A 21,642-nucleotide genomic window follows, 5' to 3' on the forward strand; every position below is an offset into this window, starting at 1 on the left:
TATCGAATCAATGCCGCACATTTTGATCGTCGAAGACGAAACCATTATCCGCTCCGCCTTGCGCCGCCTGCTGGAACGCAACCAGTACCAGGTCAGCGAAGCCGGTTCAGTGCAGGAAGCACAAGAACGCTTCACCATTCCCTCGTTCGATCTGATCGTCAGTGACCTGCGCCTGCCGGGCGCGCCTGGCACAGAGTTGATCAAGCTCGCCCAAGGTACGCCGGTGCTGATCATGACCAGCTACGCGAGCCTGCGCTCGGCAGTCGACTCGATGAAAATGGGTGCGGTGGATTACATTGCCAAGCCATTCGACCACGACGAAATGCTGCAAGCCGCCGCACGAATCCTGCGTGACCGACAAACGGCACAAGCCGGTGGTGAAGCGGTTGCCGGCAAAGCCGCCAATGGTGCGGCGAAATCCGGTGCCGACAACAGCAACGGCGAGATCGGCATTATCGGCTCATGCCCGCCGATGCAGGACCTGTATGGCAAGATCCGCAAAGTCGCGCCGACCGATTCCAACGTGCTGATCCAGGGCGAATCGGGCACCGGTAAAGAACTGGTGGCCCGCGCCCTGCACAACCTGTCCAGACGCGCCAAGGCACCGATGATTTCGGTGAACTGCGCAGCCATTCCGGAAAGCCTGATCGAGTCCGAACTGTTCGGCCACGAAAAAGGCGCATTTACCGGCGCCAGCGCAGGGCGCGCCGGCCTGGTGGAAGCGGCGGACGGCGGCACCTTGTTCCTCGACGAAATTGGCGAACTGCCTCTGGAAGCCCAGGCTCGCCTGCTGCGCGTATTGCAGGAAGGCGAAATTCGCCGCGTAGGTTCGGTGCAGTCGCAAAAAGTCGATGTGCGCCTGATCGCCGCGACTCACCGTGACCTCAAGAGCCTGGCGAAGATCGGCCAGTTCCGCGAAGACTTGTATTACCGCCTCCACGTAATTGCGCTGAAGCTGCCAGCCCTGCGCGAACGCGGTGCGGACGTCAACGAAATCGCCAACGCCTTCCTGGCGCGGCAAAGTGCGCGAATCAACCGCACCGACCTGAAGTTCGCCGCGGATGCCGAGCAAGCCATTCGTCACTACTCCTGGCCGGGCAACGTTCGCGAACTGGAAAACGCCGTCGAGCGCGCCGTTATCCTGTGCGAAAGCCCGGAAATCTCCGCCGAGTTGCTGGGCATCGACATCGAACTGAGCGACCTGGAAGATGACGAATTCATTGGCCTGCCCCCACAACAGGGCAACGGCAATGCCAGCAACAACAATCACGAGCCGACCGAAGACCTCTCTCTGGAAGACTACTTCCAGCATTTCGTCCTCGAGCATCAGGACCACATGACTGAAACCGAACTGGCCCGCAAACTCGGGGTCAGCCGCAAATGCCTGTGGGAACGCCGTCAGCGCCTGGGCATCCCGCGACGCAAGACCGGGGTGGCCAGCGAAAGCTGAACCCCACCTGTCTCATGTGCGGGTAACACGTGACTTTGTGAAAAAACTGTTACCTCAGCTTTTTCACGTAACAGAAGCCGGGGCTTACGGTAACGAAGCCCCGGCTTTTTTTCGCCTTCGAAATGCCCGACAGCTGGCTTAACCCCTTGTTTTATTGGGCTTCACAAAAGTTGGCACGCACCCTGCTATATGTTTGGTACAAGAACAATAACAAGCAATGCAAAAGACAATAAAAATAAGACGAATCGACTCACGCACAATAAAAACAAGACGGCGAGAGGCGCAGCTAACTGATTCTTTTGGAGAGGCGTTGTATTTGGGGCTAGCCCCACGACCAGGCCGAGAACAACAAAAACTGTCCTAAGACAGAGCCTGTACTGGTTGGATCGAAAGATCACTGCAATTCAGCGACCAAAGCAATCCGTTTGCTCTTGGCTCCCGATTGGGAGGGTCATGAAGGAAAGCTTCATGGCAAGGGCACTTAACAAAAACAAAAAGCCCGAAACCAAAAATAAAAATAGAGCATGCAACTACTTCTTGGGGAGCTTCGGCTCCCCTTGTAGTTTCTGCGATTCAGCCCCCCACCTCCTACGGACCTACAGCTCATATCTGCTGTGTCCTACACCATCCCCCGACTAAATGCTAGAATCCCCGCCCATCATGCGGTCATTCTTCTGTTATGGCCGAATATTCCTTCAAACAGTGCATCCCATGCTGAAGAAGCTGTTCCAGTCATTCCGTTCTCCCAAGCGTCCTACGCAACACATTCGCAGCACGCCTGAAGTGCTCAACAGCGGCCAACACTCGCTGCAAAAGGCGCAATTCAGCCGCTACGCGGTGAATATCGTTGAACGCCTGCAGAGCGCCGGTTACCAGGCTTACCTGGTGGGCGGTTGCGTGCGCGACATGTTGCTGGGCATTACACCGAAAGATTTCGACGTTGCCACCAGCGCCACCCCCGAGCAGGTACGGGCCGAATTCCGTAACGCGCGAATCATCGGGCGTCGGTTCAAATTGGTGCACATCCACTTCGGCCGAGAAATCATTGAAGTAGCGACTTTCCGCGCCAATCACCCGCAAAACGAAGACGAGGAAGACAGCAACCAGTCTTCGCGCAACGAAAGCGGGCGCATCCTGCGCGATAACGTCTATGGCACCCTGGAAGAAGACGCGCAACGTCGCGACTTCACCATCAATGCCCTGTATTACGATCCGGTCAGCGAACGCATCCTCGACTACGCCAACGGCGTACACGACATCCGCAATCACCTGATCCGCCTGATCGGCGATCCGAAACAACGCTACCAGGAAGACCCGGTACGCATGCTGCGGGCGGTGCGTTTCGCCGCCAAGCTGAACTTCGGTATCGAAAAACACAGTGCCCTGCCCATTCGCGACCTGGCGCCGATGCTGCGCGAGATCCCGTCGGCTCGCCTGTTCGAAGAAGTGCTCAAGCTGTTCCTCTCCGGCCACGCCGCCGATACGTTTGAAATGCTGGTCGACTTGCAATTGTTCGATCCACTGTTCCCGGCCAGCGCCGAAGCACTGGAGTACAACCCGACCTACACCCACACCCTGATCAGCGAAGCCCTGATCAATACCGACCTGCGGATCAAGCAGAACAAACCGGTCACCCCGGCGTTCCTGTTTGCAGCCCTGCTCTGGCCTGCCCTGCCGGCGCGCGTCCTGCGCCTGCAGGAGCGTGGCATGCCGCCGATTCCGGCGATGCAGGAAGCGGCGCATGAGCTGATTGCCGAACAGTGCCAGCGAATCGCGATTCCGAAACGCTTCACCATGCCGATCCGCGAGATCTGGGACATGCAGGAACGCCTGCCACGCCGCAGCGGCAAGCGTGCCGATCTGTTGCTGGACAATCCGCGCTTCCGCGCCGGCTATGACTTCCTGCTGTTGCGCGAGAGTGCAGGCGAGCAGACTGACGGCCTCGGCGAATGGTGGACCGACTATCAGGACGCCAATGAAAGCGAGCGTCGCGACATGATCCGCGACCTCAGCGGGAAGGAAGAAGGCACCGGCGCCCCGCGCAAGCGTCGCCGCAGCGCTGGTTCCAAGCGCAAGCGCGCCGCCGGCGCCTCGAGCACCACGGGCGAGTAATCCATGGAACGCATCTACATCGGCATGGGCAGCAATCTGGCTGACCCCGCCGAACAATTGCGCAGCGCCGCCGAGGCGCTGGCGTACTTGCCGCGATCCCGACTGGTCGGGGTTTCTGCGTTTTATCAAAGCGACTCACTGCTTCCCGGACAACCGCGCTACACCAATGCGGTGGCCGCGCTCGACAGCACGCTGGCGCCACTGGAATTGCTGGATGCCTTGCAGGCCATCGAAAACGGCCAGGGCCGCGAGCGCCTTGAACGCTGGGGACCGCGTACGCTGGACCTCGATATCTTGCTGTTCGGTGATCGCCTGATCGACGAACCGCGCCTCAAGGTTCCCCACTACCACATGCAGGAACGGGCCTTCGTGCTTTACCCGCTGGCGGAGCTGGCACCTGCGGATTTGCAACTCGCCGATGGCCGAACCCTGGCCGAACTGCTCAAGGCATGCCCGTTCGTCGGCCTGGAACGCCTGCCCCCGAATTGACCCAAATCCCCTGTGGGAGCGAGCCTGCTCGCGATAGCGGTAGTACATTCAACATAGATATGGACTGACACACCGCCATCGCGAGCAGGCTCGCTCCCACATTGGTTTGTGGCGAACACAAAAGTGCGGCTGACCGCCGAATCGAACAAACCTGCTGAATCGCATCAGTTACTCCGGTAACACCCCACCCGTAACAATGCGGTAACACACGCAATTGACTTCCCTCGTTCTCCTCACGACTATAGGCGTCCCGCTGCCGCCTACACGGCGTTCAAGGGCGCAATCCAGGCTTTAAAAGCACGACGAAAGAGCGTGCGCCTGTATTCAACAAAGAATCACGCGCGTTACTCGCAGTAGTTTCCACAGCGCCTGAATGAGGAACTTTTCATGCCAGCCATCACCCTGACCACCCTGCAAGGTCTGAAGCAAAAAGGTGAAAAAATCACCATGCTGACCTGCTACGACGCAACCTTCGCCCACGCCTGCAACCAGGCCGGCGTCGAAGTGCTGCTGGTGGGCGACTCCCTCGGCATGGTTTTGCAGGGCCACGACAGCACCTTGCCTGTCACCACCGCAGAAATGGCTTACCACGTGGCTGCCGTCAAACGCGGTAACAGCGATGCCCTGATCCTCGCCGACCTGCCATTCATGGCCTATGCCACCACCGAACAAGCCATGACCAACAGCGCCCTGTTGATGCAGGCCGGCGCGCACATGGTCAAGGTCGAAGGAGCGTTGTGGCTGGCCGATTCGATCCGCCTGCTGGCCGAGCGCGGCATCCCTGTGTGCGCGCACATGGGCCTGACGCCGCAGTCGGTGAACATCCTTGGCGGCTACAAGGTCCAGGGTCGCAATGAAAACCAGGCGCGGCAGATGCGTGCCGACGCGATCGCCCTGGAACAGGCTGGCGCGGCCATGCTGCTGCTCGAATGCGTCCCGAGCGAGCTGGCAGAAGAAATCACCCAGGCGGTGAAGATTCCGGTGATCGGGATTGGCGCCGGCAATCGCACCGATGGCCAGGTGCTGGTTCTGCACGACATGCTGGGGCTGTCCATTACCGGCCGCATGCCAAAATTCGTCAAGAACTTCATGACTGGCCAGACCAGTATTGAAGCTGCATTGAATGCCTACGTGACTGAAGTCAAGGCGGCGACTTTCCCTGGAATCGAACACGGATTCTCTGCATGAACACCGTAAAAACCGTACGTGAACTGCGGGCCGCCGTAGCCCGTGCCCGTAGCGAAGGCAAACGCATTGCCTTTGTGCCGACCATGGGCAACCTGCACAGCGGCCACGTTGCGCTGGTGACCAAGGCCTCCCAACGGGCGGACTTCGTGGTGGCGAGCGTCTTCGTCAACCCGCTGCAATTCGGTGCTGGCGAAGACCTCGACAAGTACCCGCGCACCCTCGCCGCCGACCAGGAAAAACTGCTCCAGGCCGGTTGCCATCTGCTATTCGCGCCAACCGTCGAGGAGATGTATCCCGACGGCATGGCCGGCCAGACCCGCGTCAGTGTCCCGCAATTGTCCGAAGGACTGTGTGGCGCAAGCCGGCCAGGGCATTTCGAAGGCGTGGCGACGGTGGTCAGCAAGCTGTTCAACATGGTCCAGCCGGACCTGGCGATCTTTGGCGAGAAGGACTTCCAGCAACTGGCGGTGATTCGCGCGCTGGTACATGACCTGAACATGCCGATCCAGATCATCGGCGAGCCGACCGTACGGGCGGCCGATGGTCTGGCGCTGTCGTCGCGCAACGGTTTCCTCAACGAAGAGCAACGCGCATTGGCACCGGTGGTCTACCGCACGCTGAATGCGATCAGCGAGGCGATCAAGCAGGGCGAACGCGATTACCCGGCGCTGATCGACACGCAGGTCAAACAGCTCGAAACGGCTGGCCTGCGTCCTGACTATCTGGAAATCCGCCATGCCCTGACCCTGCGCCCGGCAACGGCGCAGGATCGTGACCTGGTGATTCTGGTGGCGGCGTTCCTCGGTACGACACGGTTGATCGACAACCTGCACCTGAACCTAGACGCGCCAATTTAAACAACAAAAAACCCTGTGGGAGCGGGCTTGCTCGCGAAGGCGGATGTTCAGTCACAACAGTTTTGCCTGATCCACCGCTATCGCGAGCAAGCTCGCTCCCACAGGGGTTCTGCTGCGCACATACAGACCTTACTGACGCCCACAAACCCTTCGGGCCACTTGCCCGCCGACCTGGGAAACATTCATGCACGCCATCATGCTCAAAGCCAAGCTGCATCGCGCCGAAGTCACCCACGCTGTACTCGATTACGAAGGCTCCTGCGCCATCGACGGTGAATGGCTGGACCTGTCCGGCATCCGCGAGTACGAACAGATCCAGATCTACAACGTCGACAACGGCGAGCGCTTCACTACTTACGCCATCCGTGGCGAAGAAGGTTCGCGCATGATCTCGGTCAACGGCGCCGCGGCACACAAGGCCAAGGTCGGTGATCGCGTGATCATCTGCGCTTACGCTCATTACAGCGAAGCCGAACTGCTCAACTTCAAGCCGCGCATGCTTTACATGGCACCAGGCAATGAACTGAGCCACACCAGCAATGCCATTCCGGTCCAGGTCGCCTGATCCGAGCCCTGTCTCTTCCGTTTGTCGGACCATTCCTAACTTCGATGTTAAAAAAGTACCGGAAACAGGTCAGACAAAGTCAAGACAGATCATTGCGCGGGGTTTACTGTATTCGCCCTGCGCCATGAAATCGTGTCGACGCAGTTGACCGGAACGCCCACCCACAGCGCTCCGGGATTTTTAGTGTTCAAAAGGCCGTTCAAGTAATAAGGAAACCCGCAGCGATGGCGTATTACCGCACTCCTCACGACGTTACCGCTCTGCCCGCCTGGCAAGCGTTGAATGACCACCGCCAAGCCATGCAGGATTTCAGCATGCGCGAAGCCTTCAATGCCGATCCGCAGCGTTTTACTCAATTCACCCTCAGCAGTTGCGGCCTGTTTCTCGACTACTCGAAAAACCTGATCAACGCCGAGACCCGTAATCTGCTGGTAGGCCTGGCCAACGAAGTCGACCTGAAGGGCGCGATCAAATCGCTGTTCGACGGCGAAATCGTCAACTCCTCCGAAGGCCGTCCGGCCCTGCATACAGCCCTGCGCCGCCCGGTTGGCGACAAGCTGTCGGTCAACGGCGTCAACGTGATGCCGGAAGTGCACAAGGTGCTGAACCAGATCACCGACCTCGTCGGCCGTATCCACGATGGTCTGTGGCGCGGTTACACCGAGAAGCCGATCACCGACGTAGTGAACATCGGCATCGGTGGCTCCTTCCTCGGCCCGGAACTGGTTTCCGAAGCCTTGCTGTCCTACGCCCAGAAAGGCGTGCGTTGCCATTACCTGGCGAACATCGATGGCAGCGAGTTCCACGAGCTGACCATGAAGCTGCGTGCCGAAACCACGCTGTTCATCGTTTCGTCGAAATCCTTCAACACCCTCGAAACCCTGAAAAACGCCCAGGCCGCCCGTGCCTGGTATCTGGCCCAGGGTGGTTCGGAAGCCGAGCTGTATCGCCATTTCATCGCGGTATCGAGCAACAACGCCGCCGCCGTAGCCTTCGGTATCCGCGAAGAAAACATCTTCCCGATGTGGGACTGGGTCGGTGGCCGCTACTCGCTGTGGTCGGCCATCGGCTTGCCTATTGCCCTGGCCATCGGCATGTCCAACTTCAAGGAACTGCTGTCCGGTGCCTACACCATGGACCAGCACTTCCAGAGTGCACCGTTCGAACAGAACATGCCGGTGCTGCTGGCCTTGCTCGGCGTGTGGTACGGCAACTTCTGGGGCGCGCAAAGCCACGCGATCCTGCCATACGATCACTACCTGCGTAACATCACCAAGCACCTGCAACAGCTGGACATGGAATCCAACGGCAAAAGCGTGCGCCAGGACGGCAAGCCCGTGTCCACCGACACCGGGCCGGTGATCTGGGGCGGCGTCGGCTGCAACGGTCAGCACGCCTACCACCAGCTGCTGCACCAGGGCACCCAACTGATTCCGGCAGACTTCATCGTGCCGATCGTCAGCTTCAACCCGGTGTCCGACCACCACCAGTGGCTGTACGCCAACTGCCTGTCGCAAAGCCAGGCGCTGATGCTCGGCAAGACCCTGGCCGAGGCCGAAACCGAGCTGCGCGACAAAGGCATGAGCGAAGCCGACGTACACAAACTCGCGCCGCACAAGGTGATCCCGGGCAATCGCCCGAGCAACACCCTGGTGGTCGAGCGCATCAGCCCGCGTCGCCTCGGCGCACTGGTGGCGATGTACGAACACAAAGTCTTCGTGCAAAGCGTGATCTGGGGCATCAATGCCTTCGACCAGTGGGGCGTGGAGCTGGGCAAAGAGCTGGGCAAAGGTGTCTACAACCGCCTAGTCGGCAGCGAAGAAACCCCGGCCGAGGACGCCTCGACTCAAGGGCTGATCAACTACTTCCGCGGTCGTCACCGCGGATAATCTGACACCGCCCTGTTGTACCTTGTGGGAGCGAGCCTGCTCGTGAATGCGGTTTGTCAGTCGACTTTGATGTTGACTGACCCAACGCTTTCGCGAGCAGGCTCGCTCCCACAGTTGTTTTGTGTACGGCTTGAACCCATTGACCACTCGGCGCATCTTTATCCTTGTCGCAAAACAAGAATAAGGAACCGTCATGTTCGATATCAGCAAGTTCCCCAAAGCCGATGCCGTCCGCCGGGCTGCACAATTGAGTCAAGACGACTATCAGCGCCTGTACCGCGAATCCATTGAACACCCCAGCACCTTCTGGGCCGAACAGGCCACGCGTTTTCTCGACTGGAGCGCGCCCTGGGAAACCGTCCAGCGCTACAACCTGAAGACCGGCGAGGCCAGCTGGTTTGCCGGTGCGCAATTGAATGTCAGCTACAACTGCATCGACCGGCACTTGGAGAAACGCGGCGATCAGGTCGCCATCATCTGGGAAGGCGACGACCCTGCCGACTCGACATCGATCACCTACAACCAACTGCATGAAAACGTCTGCCGCCTGGCCAACGTGCTGAAAAGCCGTGGCGTGAAAAAAGGCGACCGCGTATGCATCTACATGCCGATGATTCCCGAGGCGGCCTACGCCATGCTTGCCTGTACCCGCATCGGCGCAGTGCACTCGGTGGTGTTCGGCGGTTTCTCCCCGGACTCGTTGCGCGACCGCATTCTCGACGCCGACTGCCGCACCGTGATCACCGCCGACGAAGGCGTGCGCGGCGGCCGGCCCGTGCCACTCAAGCAGAACGTCGACAAGGCGCTGCAAAGCTGCCCGAACGTGAGCACCGTGTTGGTGGTCGAGCGCAGAAATGCACAGGTGAACTGGGTCGAAGGACGGGACATCAAGTACCAGCAGGCCCTGCGCGAAGCCAGCGCCGATTGCCCGCCGGAGCCGATGGACGCCGAAGACCCGCTGTTCATCCTCTACACCTCCGGCAGTACCGGTAAACCCAAAGGCGTGCTGCACACCACCGGCGGCTACCTGCTGCAAGCGACGATGACCTTCAAGTACGTGCTGGATTACCGCGATGGCGAGGTCTTCTGGTGCACCGCCGACGTCGGCTGGGTCACTGGCCACAGCTACATCGTCTACGGTCCGCTGGCCAACGGCGCGACCACGCTGATCTTCGAGGGCGTGCCGAGCTACCCGACGACCTCGCGCTTCTGGCAGGTGATCGACAAACACAAGGTGAACATTTTCTACACCGCCCCGACGGCCCTGCGCTCGTTGATGCGCGAAGGGCCCGCCGCGTTGAAGGAAACCTCCCGCGCCAGCGTCAGACTACTCGGTACGGTCGGCGAACCGATCAATCCGGAAGCGTGGGAGTGGTACTTCCATGAGGTGGGCGAAGAGCGTTGCCCGATCGTCGATACCTGGTGGCAGACCGAAACCGGCGGCATCATGCTCAGCCCTTTGGTCAGCGCCCAACGGATCAAGCCCGGTTGCGCCACACAACCGATGTTCGGCGTGCAGCCGGTGCTGCTCGACGAGCAAGGCAAGGAAATCAAAGGCGCCGGCAGCGGCGTACTGGCCATAAAATCCAGCTGGCCGGCGCAGATCCGTAGCGTCTATGGCGACCCGCAGCGCATGGTCGACACCTATTTCAAGCCGTATCCCGGTTACTACTTCACCGGCGATGGCGCGCGGCGCGATGAAGATGGCGACTACTGGATCACCGGGCGCATCGACGATGTGATCAACGTGTCCGGCCACCGTATCGGCACCGCCGAAGTGGAAAGCGCCCTGGTGCTGCACGAAAGCATCGCCGAGGCCGCTGCGGTCGGTTACCCCCACGACATCAAGGGCCAGGGCATCTATGTCTTCGTCACGCCCATGAACGGCGTTGAGACCAGCGATGAACTGAAGCAGGAATTGCTGGCCCTGGTCGGCAAGGAAATCGGCAATTTTGCCAAACCGGACTTGATCCAATGGGCGCCAGCCTTGCCGAAAACACGCTCAGGCAAGATCATGCGGCGCATTCTGCGCAAGATCGCCTGCAACGAACTCGATAGCCTGGGCGATACTTCGACCCTGGCCGACCCGAGCGTGGTGCAAGGGCTGATCGACAAACGCCTGAATCAATAACGTGCCTTTGCAGGAGCGAGCTTGCTCGCGATGAACTCAAGTGCGCCGCGTGTATTCAGGAAAACGCGTTACCGTTGACGTCCATCGCGAGCAGGCTCGCTCCTACAGGAAATTACCGGGACACCATGGAATTCATCCGCACCCGCATCGAAACCCAGATCATGAGCCTGACCGGTTTGTCCCTGGGCAAGCTCGACCTGGAAAACCCCAAGGGCGACCCCGGGCTGTTCGGACCGGACTCGGTGAGCTGGCAAGTCCATGGCGATTTCAGCAGCATGCTGATCGGTGGCATCAGCGCCCTGATGCTGCAGGCCTTGCACCCGCTGGCATTGGCCGGGGTGTGGGACCATTCGAATTTTCGTGAGGACATGCTCGGTCGCTTGCGCCGCACCGGGCAGTTCATCTCCGGTACCACCTTCGGTTCGCGGAAGGACGCCGACTGGTTGATCGAGAAGGTTCGCACCATTCACTTACAGGTGACCGGCACGGCGCCGGATGGACGCCCCTATGCCGCCAGCGATCCCGATCTGCTGACCTGGGTGCACGTCGCCGAGGTCAGCAACTTCCTCGCTGCGCATTTGCGCTATCGCAACCCGCATCTGTCCCCAGTCGATCAGGATCGCTATTACGCAGAGATCGCCTTGGTCGCCGAGCGTCTCGGTGCCCGGGATGTGCCCCGTTCGCGACAGGCCATTGCCGACTACCTTGAGCGCATGCGCCCGCAACTGCTGTGCGACGAGCGCAGCCGCGAGGTGCTGCGCCTGTTGTTGAACGCGCCCTCTCCAAGTCGTTTGGCCAAGCCGTTCGGCGGGCTGATGATGCAGGCGGGGATTGATCTGCTGCCGGATTGGGCCAGTGACATGCTCGGCGTCAGCCAGAACCCGCTGCAACGCAAACTGATCCGCGCCAGCGTCAATCGCAGCGCACCAATGCTGCGCTGGGCGGTGCGTAATGGATCGGTGCATCGGGCGAAGCGACGGATGGGAATTACTTAGAAAGAATAAAATCAAAAGCTTCGCGAGCAAGCCCGCTCCCACAGGTTTTATGACATGCACAACAGGTGTGATCTACCTGTGGGAGCGGGCTTGCTCGCGAAGGCAGCGCCTCGGTCCCGCGCCAAAACTGTTAAACTCCCGCGCCCAATTCTCTCCTGCAAGGCGCCCAGCATGTCTTCCTTGAATCAGGCGCTGTGCGCCGCCCTCGATCAACGCCAGGACCTGCTCGCCGAACTGCACCAGCAGGGTACCGACTGCTATCGCCTGTTCCACGGCAGCCAGGAAGGTGCAGGGGGCCTGACCATCGACCGCTACGGCCCGCAACTGCTGGTGCAGAGCTTCCACCAGCCGCTGGAACGCGAGGCGCTGCTGCAGCTGCACGACACGGTCAACCAATACCTGGGCTTTGAAACCCTGCTGGTCTACAACGACCGCTCCCGCGGCAACTCGCGCATCGATCGCGAAGACATCGTCTACCGCGCCGACGAAGCCGCCCTGCAGGACCTGGTCGGCCACGAATGGGGCCTGAACTATCGGGTGCGTGGCCGCCATGCCGGACAAGACCCGCTGCTGTTCCTCGACCTGCGCAACACCCGCGGCTGGGTCAAGGATCACAGCAAGAACAAAAGCGTGCTGAACCTGTTCGCCTACACCTGTGGTGTCGGCCTCAGTGCCGCCGCCGGCGGTGCGCGCGAGGTATGCAACCTGGACTTCGCCGAAGGCAATCTGGCGGTCGGTCGCGAGAACGGTTTACTCAACCCGCAGTTGCCGCCCATGGAATTTATCCAGTCCGACTACTTCCCGGCCATTCGCCAACTGGCCGGCCTGCCGATCAGCCAGCGCCGCGGGCAAAAACTGCCGAGCTATCAGCGCCTGGAACAGCGCCAGTACGATCTGGTGCTGCTGGACCCTCCGGCCTGGGCCAAGAGCGCATTCGGCACCGTCGACCTGCTGCGCGACTATCAGAGCCTGCTCAAGCCGGCCTTGTTGACCACCGCCGACAACGGCGTGCTGATCTGCTGCAACAACCTGGCGAAAGTCAGCATGGACGACTGGCGCGAGCAGGTTTTGCGTTGTGCGGAGAAGGCCGGGCGGCCGGTGCGTGAGTGGCGCGTGATGAAACCAGGCGCCGACTTCCCGTCGATGGATCAGCAACCACCGCTGAAAACCCTGATTCTGCAGCTCTGACAACTGTGGGAGAAATCTGAAACTTCCTCGACAAGTCAATCACTTCGGAACCGGAAACGCGTGCCATACTCCAAGGCACTCCGATTCAGACAGATGAAGCCGCACATGTACAAAGGATTGATTCGCGCCATCGGCGCCTTGTTGACTGCTCTGGCCCTCTACAGCTTGCTGGGTTTTCTGATTTTACCGGGTGTGGCGTTGCGCATTGCCAACCAGCAACTGGCCAATTACGCCACCACCCCCGCCACGATCCAGCGGATCGAGTTCAATCCGTTCAGCCTTGAACTGACCCTCTGGGGCTTGAACATCGGCGAGCCCGGCAAGGAGCAGGTCGCTTTCGAACGCCTGTACGCCAATCTGCAACTCGACAGCCTGTGGACCAAGGCGGTGCACCTGTCCGATGTCGAACTGGACAAGCCCAAGACCGAAATTCTGTTCGGCAAGGACGGCAAACTCAATCTGCTCGGGCTGTTCAAACTGCCAGCAAGCGAACCCACACCAACCGACCCGGATGCCAAACCGTTTCCGCTGCGCATCGAGCGGATCAAGCTGGCCGGCGGTGCCCTGCACTTTGTAGACGCCCGGCCCAGCGAGCCTATCGAGTTTCTCTACGACACCCTCGATTTCGAGCTGAAGAACCTCAGTACTCTGCCCGATGACAGCGCCGACATGACCCTGGTGGCCGTCGGCCCCAATGGCGGACAGATCGACTGGACGGGCAACTTCAGCCTGATCCCGATCGCCTCCGAAGGTAAGCTGAAAATCACCGATGGCAAGATGAAAGCCTTTTGGCCCTATGTGCGCGATGCCGTGCCACTGGACCTCGAGAACGGCATCATGAGCATCAGCACCGACTACAAACTCAACCTGTCCAAGGAAACCGAGCTGCTGTTGAGCAATGTAGCGGTCACTGTCGCCCCCTTCGCGATCAAGGCGCCGGATGGCCGGCCGCTGGTAAAGCTTGAGCGTCTGGACGTCAGCGAAACCACGGTGGACCTGGCCAAACAGCAGGTGGTGGTCGGCAAGATCCGCAGCCACAAACTGGAAACCTGGGCCGCACTGGAACCGGACGGCCAACTGGACTGGCAGAAACTGTTCGCCAGCCAACCGTCAAAATCCACCGCCAAAGCCAAGGCGGATGCCGAACCGGCCAGCACTCCGGCGGCGGCAGACTCACCGAAACCAGAACCGGGCGCACCCGACAAACCCTGGCAGGTGCTGCTCAAGGATGTGCAACTGCGCGACTACAAGGTGCATCTGGCTGACCGCAAGGCGCAGCCTGCCGTCGCCCTGGACCTGGCTCCGCTGAACCTCGACCTGCAAAACTTCGACAGCCTCAACGGCTCGCCCTTTACCCTCAAGCTCGATACCGGTGTGGGCAAGCAAGGCAAGATCATGGCCGACGGCGAGGTCAATCTGGCCCCGGTCAGCGCCAGGCTGAAGGTCCAGACCAGAGACATCGACCTGCGGGTTGCCCAGTCCTACATCACGCCCTTCATTCGCCTGGAACTGCGCAGCGGCATGCTCGGCAGCGATCTGGCGGTCAACCTGAAAAGCACCGAGCCCCTGGCCTTCAACGTCACCGGTCGCGCCCAGGTCGATCAGTTGCATACCCTGGACACCCTGAAAACCCGCGACTTCCTCAAGTGGCAACAGGTCGTGGTCGAAGGCCTGAACTATCAGCATGGGGACAGCCTGTCGATCGACAAGGTCAACCTGTTCCAGCCCTATGCGCGTTTCATGATCAACGATGATCGCACCACCAACATCGACGACCTGCTGATTCCGCAACCGGCGGACTCCGGGGCAAAACCGGCAACGAGCAAACCGACAAGCAACGAAAAACCTCTTGGCGTCCACATCGGCGGTATTTTCATCAATGACGGTTCGGCCAACTTCGCCGACTTCAGCCTGACCCCGAACTTCGCCACCGCCGTCCAGCAACTCAACGGGCAGATCGGCACCATCGACAGCCGCCAGCGGAAACCGGCCAATGTCGACGTCAAGGGCAAGGTCGATCGCTACGCGCCGGTGACCATCAAGGGCTCGGTCAACCCGTTCGACCCGATGGAGAGCCTCGACATCGCCACCAGCTTCAAACGCGTGGAACTGACCACGCTGACCCCCTACTCCGGCAAGTTCGCCGGCTACCGCATCCGCAAGGGCCGGCTCAATCTCGACCTGCATTACCAGATCACCAAGGGGCAGCTCAAAGCCGACAACAAAGTGGTGGTCGAGCAACTGCAACTGGGTGAAAAAGTCGACAGCCCGGATGCCGTGAGCCTGCCGCTGAAACTGGCCATTGCCTTGCTCAAGGACGTCGACGGCAAGATCTCCATCGAGCTGCCGGTCACCGGCGATCTGAACAACCCTCAGTTCAGCGTCATGCCGATTATCTGGCAGACCCTGCGCAACCTGATCGTCAAAGCCGCGGCGGCACCGTTCAAACTCATTGGCGGGCTGGTCAACGGTGGCGGTTCGGAAGACCTGGGCAGTGTTTCATTCGCAGCGGGGTCCAGCGAATTGGGCAAGGACGCCGAAGCCGCCCTGGACAAACTCTCCAGTGCGCTCAAGGAACGCCCGGCCCTGCGCCTGGAAATCGAAGGCACCGCCGCCCAGAGCAGCGATGGCCCGCTGATCGCCGAACAACGCCTGGAGCGTGAGTACCAGTACAACTACTACAAAATGCTCCAGCGCCGCGGTGACAAGGTCCCGGCCCAGGCTTCTTTGCTGGAAGTGCCGGACGGGGAAAAAGGCCCGTTGCTCGAAGGCATCTACCGCACCCGACTTAAAACCCAGCCCCCTGCCGAATGGAAGGACCTGGGCAAGGAAGAGCGCACCGCGAAAATGCGCGCCGAGGTGATCAAGTTCTGGAGCTCCAGTGACGTACTGTTGCGTCAACTGGGCCAGGAGCGCGCCAGCAGCATCAAGGATTACCTGGTCGACAAGGCCAAACTGGAGGATGAGCGGGTGTACTTCATCGACGCCAGTCTGGGCGAAGCGGAAAGTGACGGCCGCGTGGTGACACCGATGCATCTGGATGCCGAGTGATGCCCGGTCAGAGCTGATGGGGCATCACCAAAACTTCATATAGCCCGCACAGTTTTTTGTATTTCTCCCCAAATAAAACAGGCCCCGGCAAAATTGCGCGGGGCCTGTGGTGGCCAATATCCGTTTGGCCCTTCGCATGAACACTCAGGTTGCAACAGACGTATGACTCGGCTCGTCTGTCGCGCCTTCTCCCGGTCCAGGCGAGAAGTCTTGCCTTACTCGGCTTTCAGGCCGTCAGCGGAGACCGCCTTGACGCCTTTGATTTTCTTGGTGATGGCCACAGCCATTTCTTTTTGCGAATCGGTCACGGCGGTAGTCGACGACAGCGATACCACACCTTTGTTGGTTTCAACCTTGATGTCACTACCTGGAATGCCTTTTTCAGTCATCAGGTCAGCTTTGACTTTGGTGGTGATCCAGGTATCGGAAGTAGCTTCTTTCGCTTCGGTCATCTCACCGGCAGCCAGCACCATTGGCGACTGGGTTGCCTGGGTGGTTTGAGCAAACGCGGCGTTAGCCATGGTCAGGGTCAGCGCGGTAGCAGCAGCGGCAGTGATAGCGAACTTCTTCATACGAGTAACTCCTGTTTTTCGGAAAGTCTGCCGGGTGTCTTGTCGGCAGGGTTACCAAGGGTATTGCGAACGCTGTGCCAACTTTGAAACCGAGAATAAAACCTTATAAATCAATGAATTATAAAATCAGCCAATTTTCGGAATCATGCAAAATGCACGAGATTCAGAAACACTGCATGCAAGTTGCGGGTTTGTGGAAAGTTCCTAAGATGCTGAAATTTCTGAGCTTTCTTTTTAGCTTCTGAGGACGGGTCGACAAACAGGAAAACCCCGCAAAAAAGCGGGGAATTGATTCAGCAACTCATGCCGCAGAACCGGAACACCCTTTAGGCAAGTAATCCGGGGAAACACTGCTCTTGCATGACCAGCCTTTGGTTTCGTCCCGTGTCAGGGTGACGGTTTTGCCTTGGACCACCCCCGGGGCATTGTGCAACGTACAAACGATTGATCCCGCGCCCTCCGGCGTTGTAGCCGTCACAGACAGGGCGCAATGGGTGGTCGATGCCTCACCGGCGGGCGCCACGCTGGCAATTGTCGGCGTTTCCCCCTGATTGATCACATCCTCGAACGGCACCTTCATCGCAGTCAGCTCGGCCATCGCCGCCGTGACCTTGGCCCGGGCCTGGTACTTGGAATACATCGGCAGGCCCAGTGTTGCCAGGATCCCGATGATCGCCACCACGACAAGCAACTCGATCAGGGTAAAACCTTTCTGATTGTTCATTTACAAGCTCCATGCATGAGTCGGAGGCTCATGACCTGCCCCATGGCAGCACAGCCTGTGCCAAGGCCGGAAGCCCCTGTTGGCAAGGGATCTGGTAGCCGTCAGGCCTTTTCCTCCTACCAGGACCCGCACTATCTGACGTTTTTTGTCACCTCACCCTTGTGGGTTTGGCCTCATCCTTTGACTAGGCTATAAGAGCAATTCAATCGGAATCCCCAGGACTGAACATGGCGGTCAAGGCAGCGAAAATCAGCGTGTATGCATGGGAAGGCATCGACCGCAAAGGCACAAAAGTGACCGGCGAACTCAGCGCTCAAAACCCGGCGCTGATCAAGGCGAAACTGCGCAAGCAAGGCATCAGTCCGGGCAAGGTTCGCAAAAAAAACCAATCGGTTTTCAGCATGGGCAAGCGTATCAAGGCCCAGGACATCGCCCTGTTCACCCGTCAAATGGCGACGATGATGAAGGCCGGCGTGCCTTTGTTGCAGTCCTTCGACATCATCGGCGAGGGCTTCGACAATCCGGCCATGCGCACGCTGGTGGACGAACTGAAACAGGAAGTTGCGGCAGGCAGCAGTTTTGCCGCAGCCCTGCGCAAGAAGCCCCGGTATTTCGATGAACTGTATTGCAACCTGGTGGATGCCGGCGAACAGGCCGGTGCCCTCGACACCCTTCTGGAGCGGGTCGCGACCTACAAGGAAAAAAGCGAATCCCTCAAGGCCAGGATCAGGAAAGCCATGACCTACCCGCTGGTGGTGGTGTTCGTCGCGGCGATTGTCACCGGGATTCTGCTGGTCAATGTCGTGCCGCAGTTCGAGTCGGTCTTCAAAGGCTTCGGCGCCGAACTGCCGGCCTTTACCGTGATGGTCATTGGCCTGTCGCAATTCATGCAGGCCTGGTGGTGGGTGGTCCTGGGCGCGCTGCTCACGATGGCCTTCGGCGTGCGCCACATCCTCGGAAAGTCCCCAGCCTTGCGTGACCGGATGGACACCTGGCTGCTGAAGCTGCCGCTGGTGGGCACCCTGATGCACAAGTCCGCCGTGGCCCGGTTCGCCCGCACACTGTCGACCACTTTCGCTGCCGGCGTGCCGCTGATGGAGGCCCTGCAATCAGTGGCCGGCGCGACCGGCAATAGCGTGTTCAAGCGCGCTGTACTGCGAATCCGGCAAGACGTTTCGACCGGCATGCAATTGAATTTCGCCATGCGTACTTGCGGCGTCTTTCCGAACATGGCGATACAGATGACGGCCATCGGCGAAGAGTCAGGCACCCTGGACGCCATGCTCGACAAAGTTGCGGGGTTCTACGAAGACAGCGTCGATAACATGGTCGATAACCTCACCAGCCTGATGGAGCCGTTCATCATGGTGGTGCTGGGTGTTATCGTCGGTGGACTGGTAGTTGCCATGTACCTGCCCATCTTCCAACTTGGCTCAGCGATCTGACATGCCCTTGAATGAAATCCTGATTCACTCTCCGCTGGCCTTTGTCCTTCTCGCAGGCATCACCGGCCTGCTGGTCGGCAGTTTCCTCAATGTCGTGATCTGGCGCCTGCCGAAAATGCTCGAACGCGACTGGCGTGAGCAGGCCCATGACATTCTCGGGCTGCCTGGCGAAACGCCGTTGCCGACCTACAACCTGTTGCTGCCCCACTCCCAATGCCCGCACTGCGAACACCGAATCCGCGTCTGGGAAAACATCCCGCTGCTCAGTTATGTGTTTTTGCGCGGCCGTTGTTCAGCCTGTGCGGCGGCGATCAGCCCGCGCTATCCGTTGACCGAATTGGCCTGCGGCCTGTTGTCAGCGTTTGTTGCCTGGCACTTCGGCTTCGGTTGGCCGGCCTGCCTGATGCTGGTCATGAGCTGGGGATTGCTGGCGATGAGCCTGATCGACGCCGAACATCAGATATTGCCGGATGTGCTGGTGCTGCCACTAATGTGGCTGGGGTTGGTCGTCAACAGTTTCGGCCTGTTCGTGTCGTTGCACGAGGCGCTGTGGGGGGCGATAGCCGGTTACAGCGTGCTGTGGTCGGTGTACTGGCTGTTCAAGCTGATCACCGGCAAGGACGGCATGGGTCACGGTGATTTCAAGCTGCTGGCGATGCTGGGCGCTTGGGGTGGCTGGCAGATTTTGCCGCTGACCATCCTCCTGTCCTCGCTGGTGGGAGCGATCATCGGGCTGCTCACCCTGCGCTTGCGCAATGCAAAAACCTCGACACCGATCCCTTTCGGGCCTTATCTGGCCATTGCCGGCTGGATTGCCTTGCTCTGGGGTGGTCAAATAACCGACCTCTATTGGCAGTTTGTCGGTTTGAAATGAATACCCCTGTGGAAAAACCCTGGATTCTCGGCCTGACCGGCGGCATCGGCAGCGGTAAAAGCGCGGCCGCCCAACACTTCATCGATCTGGGCGTACATGTGGTCGACGCCGATCATGCCGCTCGCTGGGTCGTTGAACCCGGCCGTCCGGCACTGGCACAAATCGCAGAACACTTCGGCCCCGGTGTGTTGCAGACCGACGGACAACTGGACCGCGCTGCGCTACGCAAATTGATCTTCGAAGTGCCTGAAGAGCGCCGCTGGCTGGAGGGCCTCCTGCATCCACTGATCGGCGAGGAAATCGCTCATCACCTGGCGCTGGCAAAATCGCCTTATGCGATTCTGGTATCGCCGCTGCTGATCGAGTCCGGCCAGTACGCCATGACCCAACGGGTACTGGTGATCGATGCCCCGGAACAATTGCAGATTGAACGCACCCTGCAACGTGACCAGACCAGCGAGCAGCAGGTCCAGGCGATTCTCAAGGCCCAATCCAGCCGTCAGGATCGCGTAAGTCAAGCCGACGACGTCGTGGTCAATGACCGCGACCTGGCCTGGCTGCACAGCGAGGTCGAACGCCTGCATCACTTTTATCTTACTTTGCGTGGAGGCCAGTCATGAGCCAGCCAACAACCGTCGAATGCCCAACCTGTGGCGCCCCCGTGGAATGGACCGCCGAAAGCAAATTCCGGCCATTCTGCTCCGATCGCTGCAAACTGATCGACCTGGGCGCCTGGGCGTCCGAAGAACACAAGATTCCAGTGGCCCCCGATGCCGAGGACGAGATGTTCAGCGGTGACTTCGACCCGCGCCACTGATCCACCGGGTCGACGATTTCAGGGCTTGGGATCGTCGTCCTTCCAGGGGGCCGAGAGGTAGCGGGTGCGGTTGAACGTCTCAAGCCATTCCGGACAAAACACGACCAGCGCACTGACGATCATGCCGTTGATAAACGCTTCGGGAAAAATGATCAGCCATAGATATCCGACAAAATCTTCCAGCCAGTACGGCATGGCAAAACGCTCGTCGAACCATAACAACCAAAGCGCCAGCAGCAGACACAGCAATGCCGACAGCGCGGCGGCAAAGAATCCGGAGACGAAGATATACACGAAGGGATTTCGTGGCTGCGCCCGCTCCACCAGGATCGCGCAGCACTCGGTGACCAGCACCGGCAGCGCAATCAACAGCGCACCATTGACCCCGACCGCCGCCAGGTCCTGTCGGCCGAGCAGCACCAGCCCCAACTGCGCGACCAGCCCGCCGACGATCGCCAGCGGCCAGTCCAGAAGCAGTGTGACCGCCGTCATACCAATGAAATGGTAAGACACCCCGGTATCGAAATCCCGCCGCACCAGCCACAGCATGAACAACGCGAACACCGTGCCGAACAATAAATGCTGGCGACGGCTGTCGGTGAACAGTTCAACCCAGGGAGCGCGCCACATCGCCCAAAGCAGCACCGGCACATAGATCATCCAGCCAGCTGTCAGGCTCTGCGGTGACAGCAGCTCAGCGCCGATCATGGACCAGACGTCTCCAGCGCTTCACGCAATTGCGCAGCCGTGGCGTATTCGTGCTGAGCCATCAATCGACCATCCTTGAGCTGCAACCACAACACTTTATCCACAGCGCCGGGGTAGCGCGGTGCGACACGACCGTCACGATCCAGCATTACCCGGTAGGAGTAATCACGCATGGCCGGCACTGCGAACATTTTCGCGATCAAGCGTGGCATTCGCTGGATGTCCGCGAGAAAGACCGCGTGCCGGGCCTCCAGATAGCCTTCGGGCTGACCTTGCAACGCAGCATCGACCAGTTTCGCCGCCTCCATGCTGCGCGCCACCAGCAGCGTCTGAGTGCGACTGTCGAGGGTGAAGGCCTGATCGAACTGGTCAAGCAATGTCCATGGCGCCAGCCGCTCGCCCACCTTCAGCGCATTAGCCCACAGCGGCAGCAGACTGAGTATTAATAGCGACCAATATTTCACCTTGACCCCCTTGTTCAATCACAGGCGCGTAATGGCCATCAGTCTACACCGCCCGTTCCGTGTGCCCAGCGATGCTGATTGATGCTTAACGCTTTCTGCTTGTCGCAATTGAACGCTAAGCTT

Annotated in this window: 19 protein-coding genes; 15 read left to right on the plus strand and 4 right to left on the minus strand. The window is 59.7% G+C overall.

Annotated elements, in window-relative coordinates; genetic code table 11:
* Positions 1-10: 10 nt before the first annotated feature.
* The 11 genes from KSS91_RS24650 (at position 11) to KSS91_RS24700 (ending at position 15,915) form a co-directional block, all read left to right on the plus strand.
* Positions 11-1,450, plus strand: coding sequence for a sigma-54-dependent transcriptional regulator (locus KSS91_RS24650; protein WP_095965619.1), 1,440 nt, complete (start codon positions 11-13; stop codon positions 1,448-1,450).
* A gap of 711 nt (positions 1,451-2,161) precedes the next feature.
* Complete coding sequence (locus KSS91_RS24655) at positions 2,162-3,562, plus strand: polynucleotide adenylyltransferase PcnB (RefSeq protein ID WP_173862160.1); 1,401 nt, start codon at positions 2,162-2,164, stop codon at positions 3,560-3,562.
* A gap of 3 nt (positions 3,563-3,565) precedes the next feature.
* Entirely contained in the window at positions 3,566-4,051 is a 486-nt protein-coding gene (gene folK, locus KSS91_RS24660; protein ID WP_217836380.1) for a 2-amino-4-hydroxy-6-hydroxymethyldihydropteridine diphosphokinase, read from the plus strand.
* 387 nt (positions 4,052-4,438) lie between these two features.
* The gene (panB, locus tag KSS91_RS24665) at positions 4,439-5,239 is read left to right on the plus strand and encodes a 3-methyl-2-oxobutanoate hydroxymethyltransferase (protein WP_015096862.1); all 801 of its coding nucleotides are present in this window, start codon (positions 4,439-4,441) and stop codon (positions 5,237-5,239) included.
* Positions 5,236-6,096: a pantoate--beta-alanine ligase gene (gene panC / locus KSS91_RS24670; protein ID WP_217836381.1), complete on the plus strand. Its 861-nt coding sequence runs from the start codon at positions 5,236-5,238 to the stop codon at positions 6,094-6,096. The genes panB and panC overlap by 4 nt, the downstream gene beginning before the upstream one ends.
* Before the next feature lie 184 nt (positions 6,097-6,280).
* Positions 6,281-6,661: an aspartate 1-decarboxylase gene (panD, locus tag KSS91_RS24675; RefSeq protein WP_003228271.1), complete on the plus strand. Its 381-nt coding sequence runs from the start codon at positions 6,281-6,283 to the stop codon at positions 6,659-6,661.
* A gap of 224 nt (positions 6,662-6,885) precedes the next feature.
* Complete coding sequence (gene pgi, locus KSS91_RS24680) at positions 6,886-8,550, plus strand: glucose-6-phosphate isomerase (RefSeq protein ID WP_015096864.1); 1,665 nt, start codon at positions 6,886-6,888, stop codon at positions 8,548-8,550.
* Positions 8,551-8,743: 193 nt separating this feature from the next.
* Positions 8,744-10,681: an acetate--CoA ligase gene (gene acs / locus KSS91_RS24685; RefSeq protein WP_217836382.1), complete on the plus strand. Its 1,938-nt coding sequence runs from the start codon at positions 8,744-8,746 to the stop codon at positions 10,679-10,681.
* Between the two features lie 125 nt (positions 10,682-10,806).
* Positions 10,807-11,676, plus strand: coding sequence for an oxygenase MpaB family protein (locus tag KSS91_RS24690; protein WP_217836383.1), 870 nt, complete (start codon positions 10,807-10,809; stop codon positions 11,674-11,676).
* 171 nt (positions 11,677-11,847) lie between these two features.
* Positions 11,848-12,864, plus strand: a complete 1,017-nt coding sequence (locus KSS91_RS24695; RefSeq protein ID WP_217836384.1) for a class I SAM-dependent rRNA methyltransferase — start codon at positions 11,848-11,850, stop codon at positions 12,862-12,864.
* 93 nt (positions 12,865-12,957) lie between these two features.
* Complete coding sequence (locus KSS91_RS24700; RefSeq protein WP_217836385.1) at positions 12,958-15,915, plus strand: DUF748 domain-containing protein; 2,958 nt, start codon at positions 12,958-12,960, stop codon at positions 15,913-15,915.
* Between the two features lie 215 nt (positions 15,916-16,130).
* On the opposite strand, the gene KSS91_RS24705 is transcribed toward KSS91_RS24700, so the two are convergent.
* Together KSS91_RS24705 and KSS91_RS24710 are read right to left on the minus strand one after the other, a co-directional pair.
* The gene (locus KSS91_RS24705; protein WP_056728649.1) at positions 16,131-16,487 is read right to left on the minus strand and encodes a BON domain-containing protein; all 357 of its coding nucleotides are present in this window, start codon (positions 16,485-16,487) and stop codon (positions 16,131-16,133) included.
* A 301-nt stretch (positions 16,488-16,788) separates the two neighbouring features.
* The gene (locus KSS91_RS24710; RefSeq protein ID WP_217836386.1) at positions 16,789-17,211 is read right to left on the minus strand and encodes a pilin; all 423 of its coding nucleotides are present in this window, start codon (positions 17,209-17,211) and stop codon (positions 16,789-16,791) included.
* Between the two features lie 227 nt (positions 17,212-17,438).
* On the opposite strand from KSS91_RS24710, the gene KSS91_RS24715 reads away from it, so the two are divergent.
* The 4 genes from KSS91_RS24715 to yacG are packed head-to-tail and all read left to right on the plus strand — an operon-like array spanning position 17,439 to position 20,347.
* Positions 17,439-18,656 carry a type II secretion system F family protein gene (locus KSS91_RS24715; RefSeq protein ID WP_217836387.1) on the plus strand — a complete coding sequence of 406 codons (1,218 nt, stop codon included), beginning with the start codon at positions 17,439-17,441 and terminating at the stop codon, positions 18,654-18,656.
* A 1-nt stretch (position 18,657) separates the two neighbouring features.
* The gene (locus KSS91_RS24720; protein ID WP_217836388.1) at positions 18,658-19,530 is read left to right on the plus strand and encodes a prepilin peptidase; all 873 of its coding nucleotides are present in this window, start codon (positions 18,658-18,660) and stop codon (positions 19,528-19,530) included.
* Complete coding sequence (gene coaE / locus KSS91_RS24725; protein WP_217836389.1) at positions 19,527-20,150, plus strand: dephospho-CoA kinase; 624 nt, start codon at positions 19,527-19,529, stop codon at positions 20,148-20,150. The genes KSS91_RS24720 and coaE overlap by 4 nt, the downstream gene beginning before the upstream one ends.
* Positions 20,147-20,347, plus strand: a complete 201-nt coding sequence (yacG, locus tag KSS91_RS24730; protein ID WP_007970539.1) for a DNA gyrase inhibitor YacG — start codon at positions 20,147-20,149, stop codon at positions 20,345-20,347. The genes coaE and yacG overlap by 4 nt, the downstream gene beginning before the upstream one ends.
* 18 nt (positions 20,348-20,365) lie before the next feature.
* Here yacG and KSS91_RS24735 read toward each other — a convergent pair whose 3' ends face one another.
* A complete protein-coding gene (locus KSS91_RS24735; protein WP_217836390.1) occupies positions 20,366-21,055 on the minus strand; it encodes an energy-coupling factor ABC transporter permease in 690 nt (229 codons plus the stop codon).
* Complete coding sequence (locus KSS91_RS24740; RefSeq protein ID WP_217836391.1) at positions 21,052-21,519, minus strand: FAD/FMN-containing dehydrogenase; 468 nt, start codon at positions 21,517-21,519, stop codon at positions 21,052-21,054. Before KSS91_RS24740 ends, KSS91_RS24735 begins: the two co-directional genes overlap by 4 nt.
* Positions 21,520-21,642: the final 123 nt, after the last annotated feature.

Source organism: Pseudomonas azerbaijanorientalis (genome assembly GCF_019139795.1).
Taxonomy (GTDB): Bacteria; Pseudomonadota; Gammaproteobacteria; order Pseudomonadales; family Pseudomonadaceae; genus Aquipseudomonas; species Aquipseudomonas laurylsulfatiphila.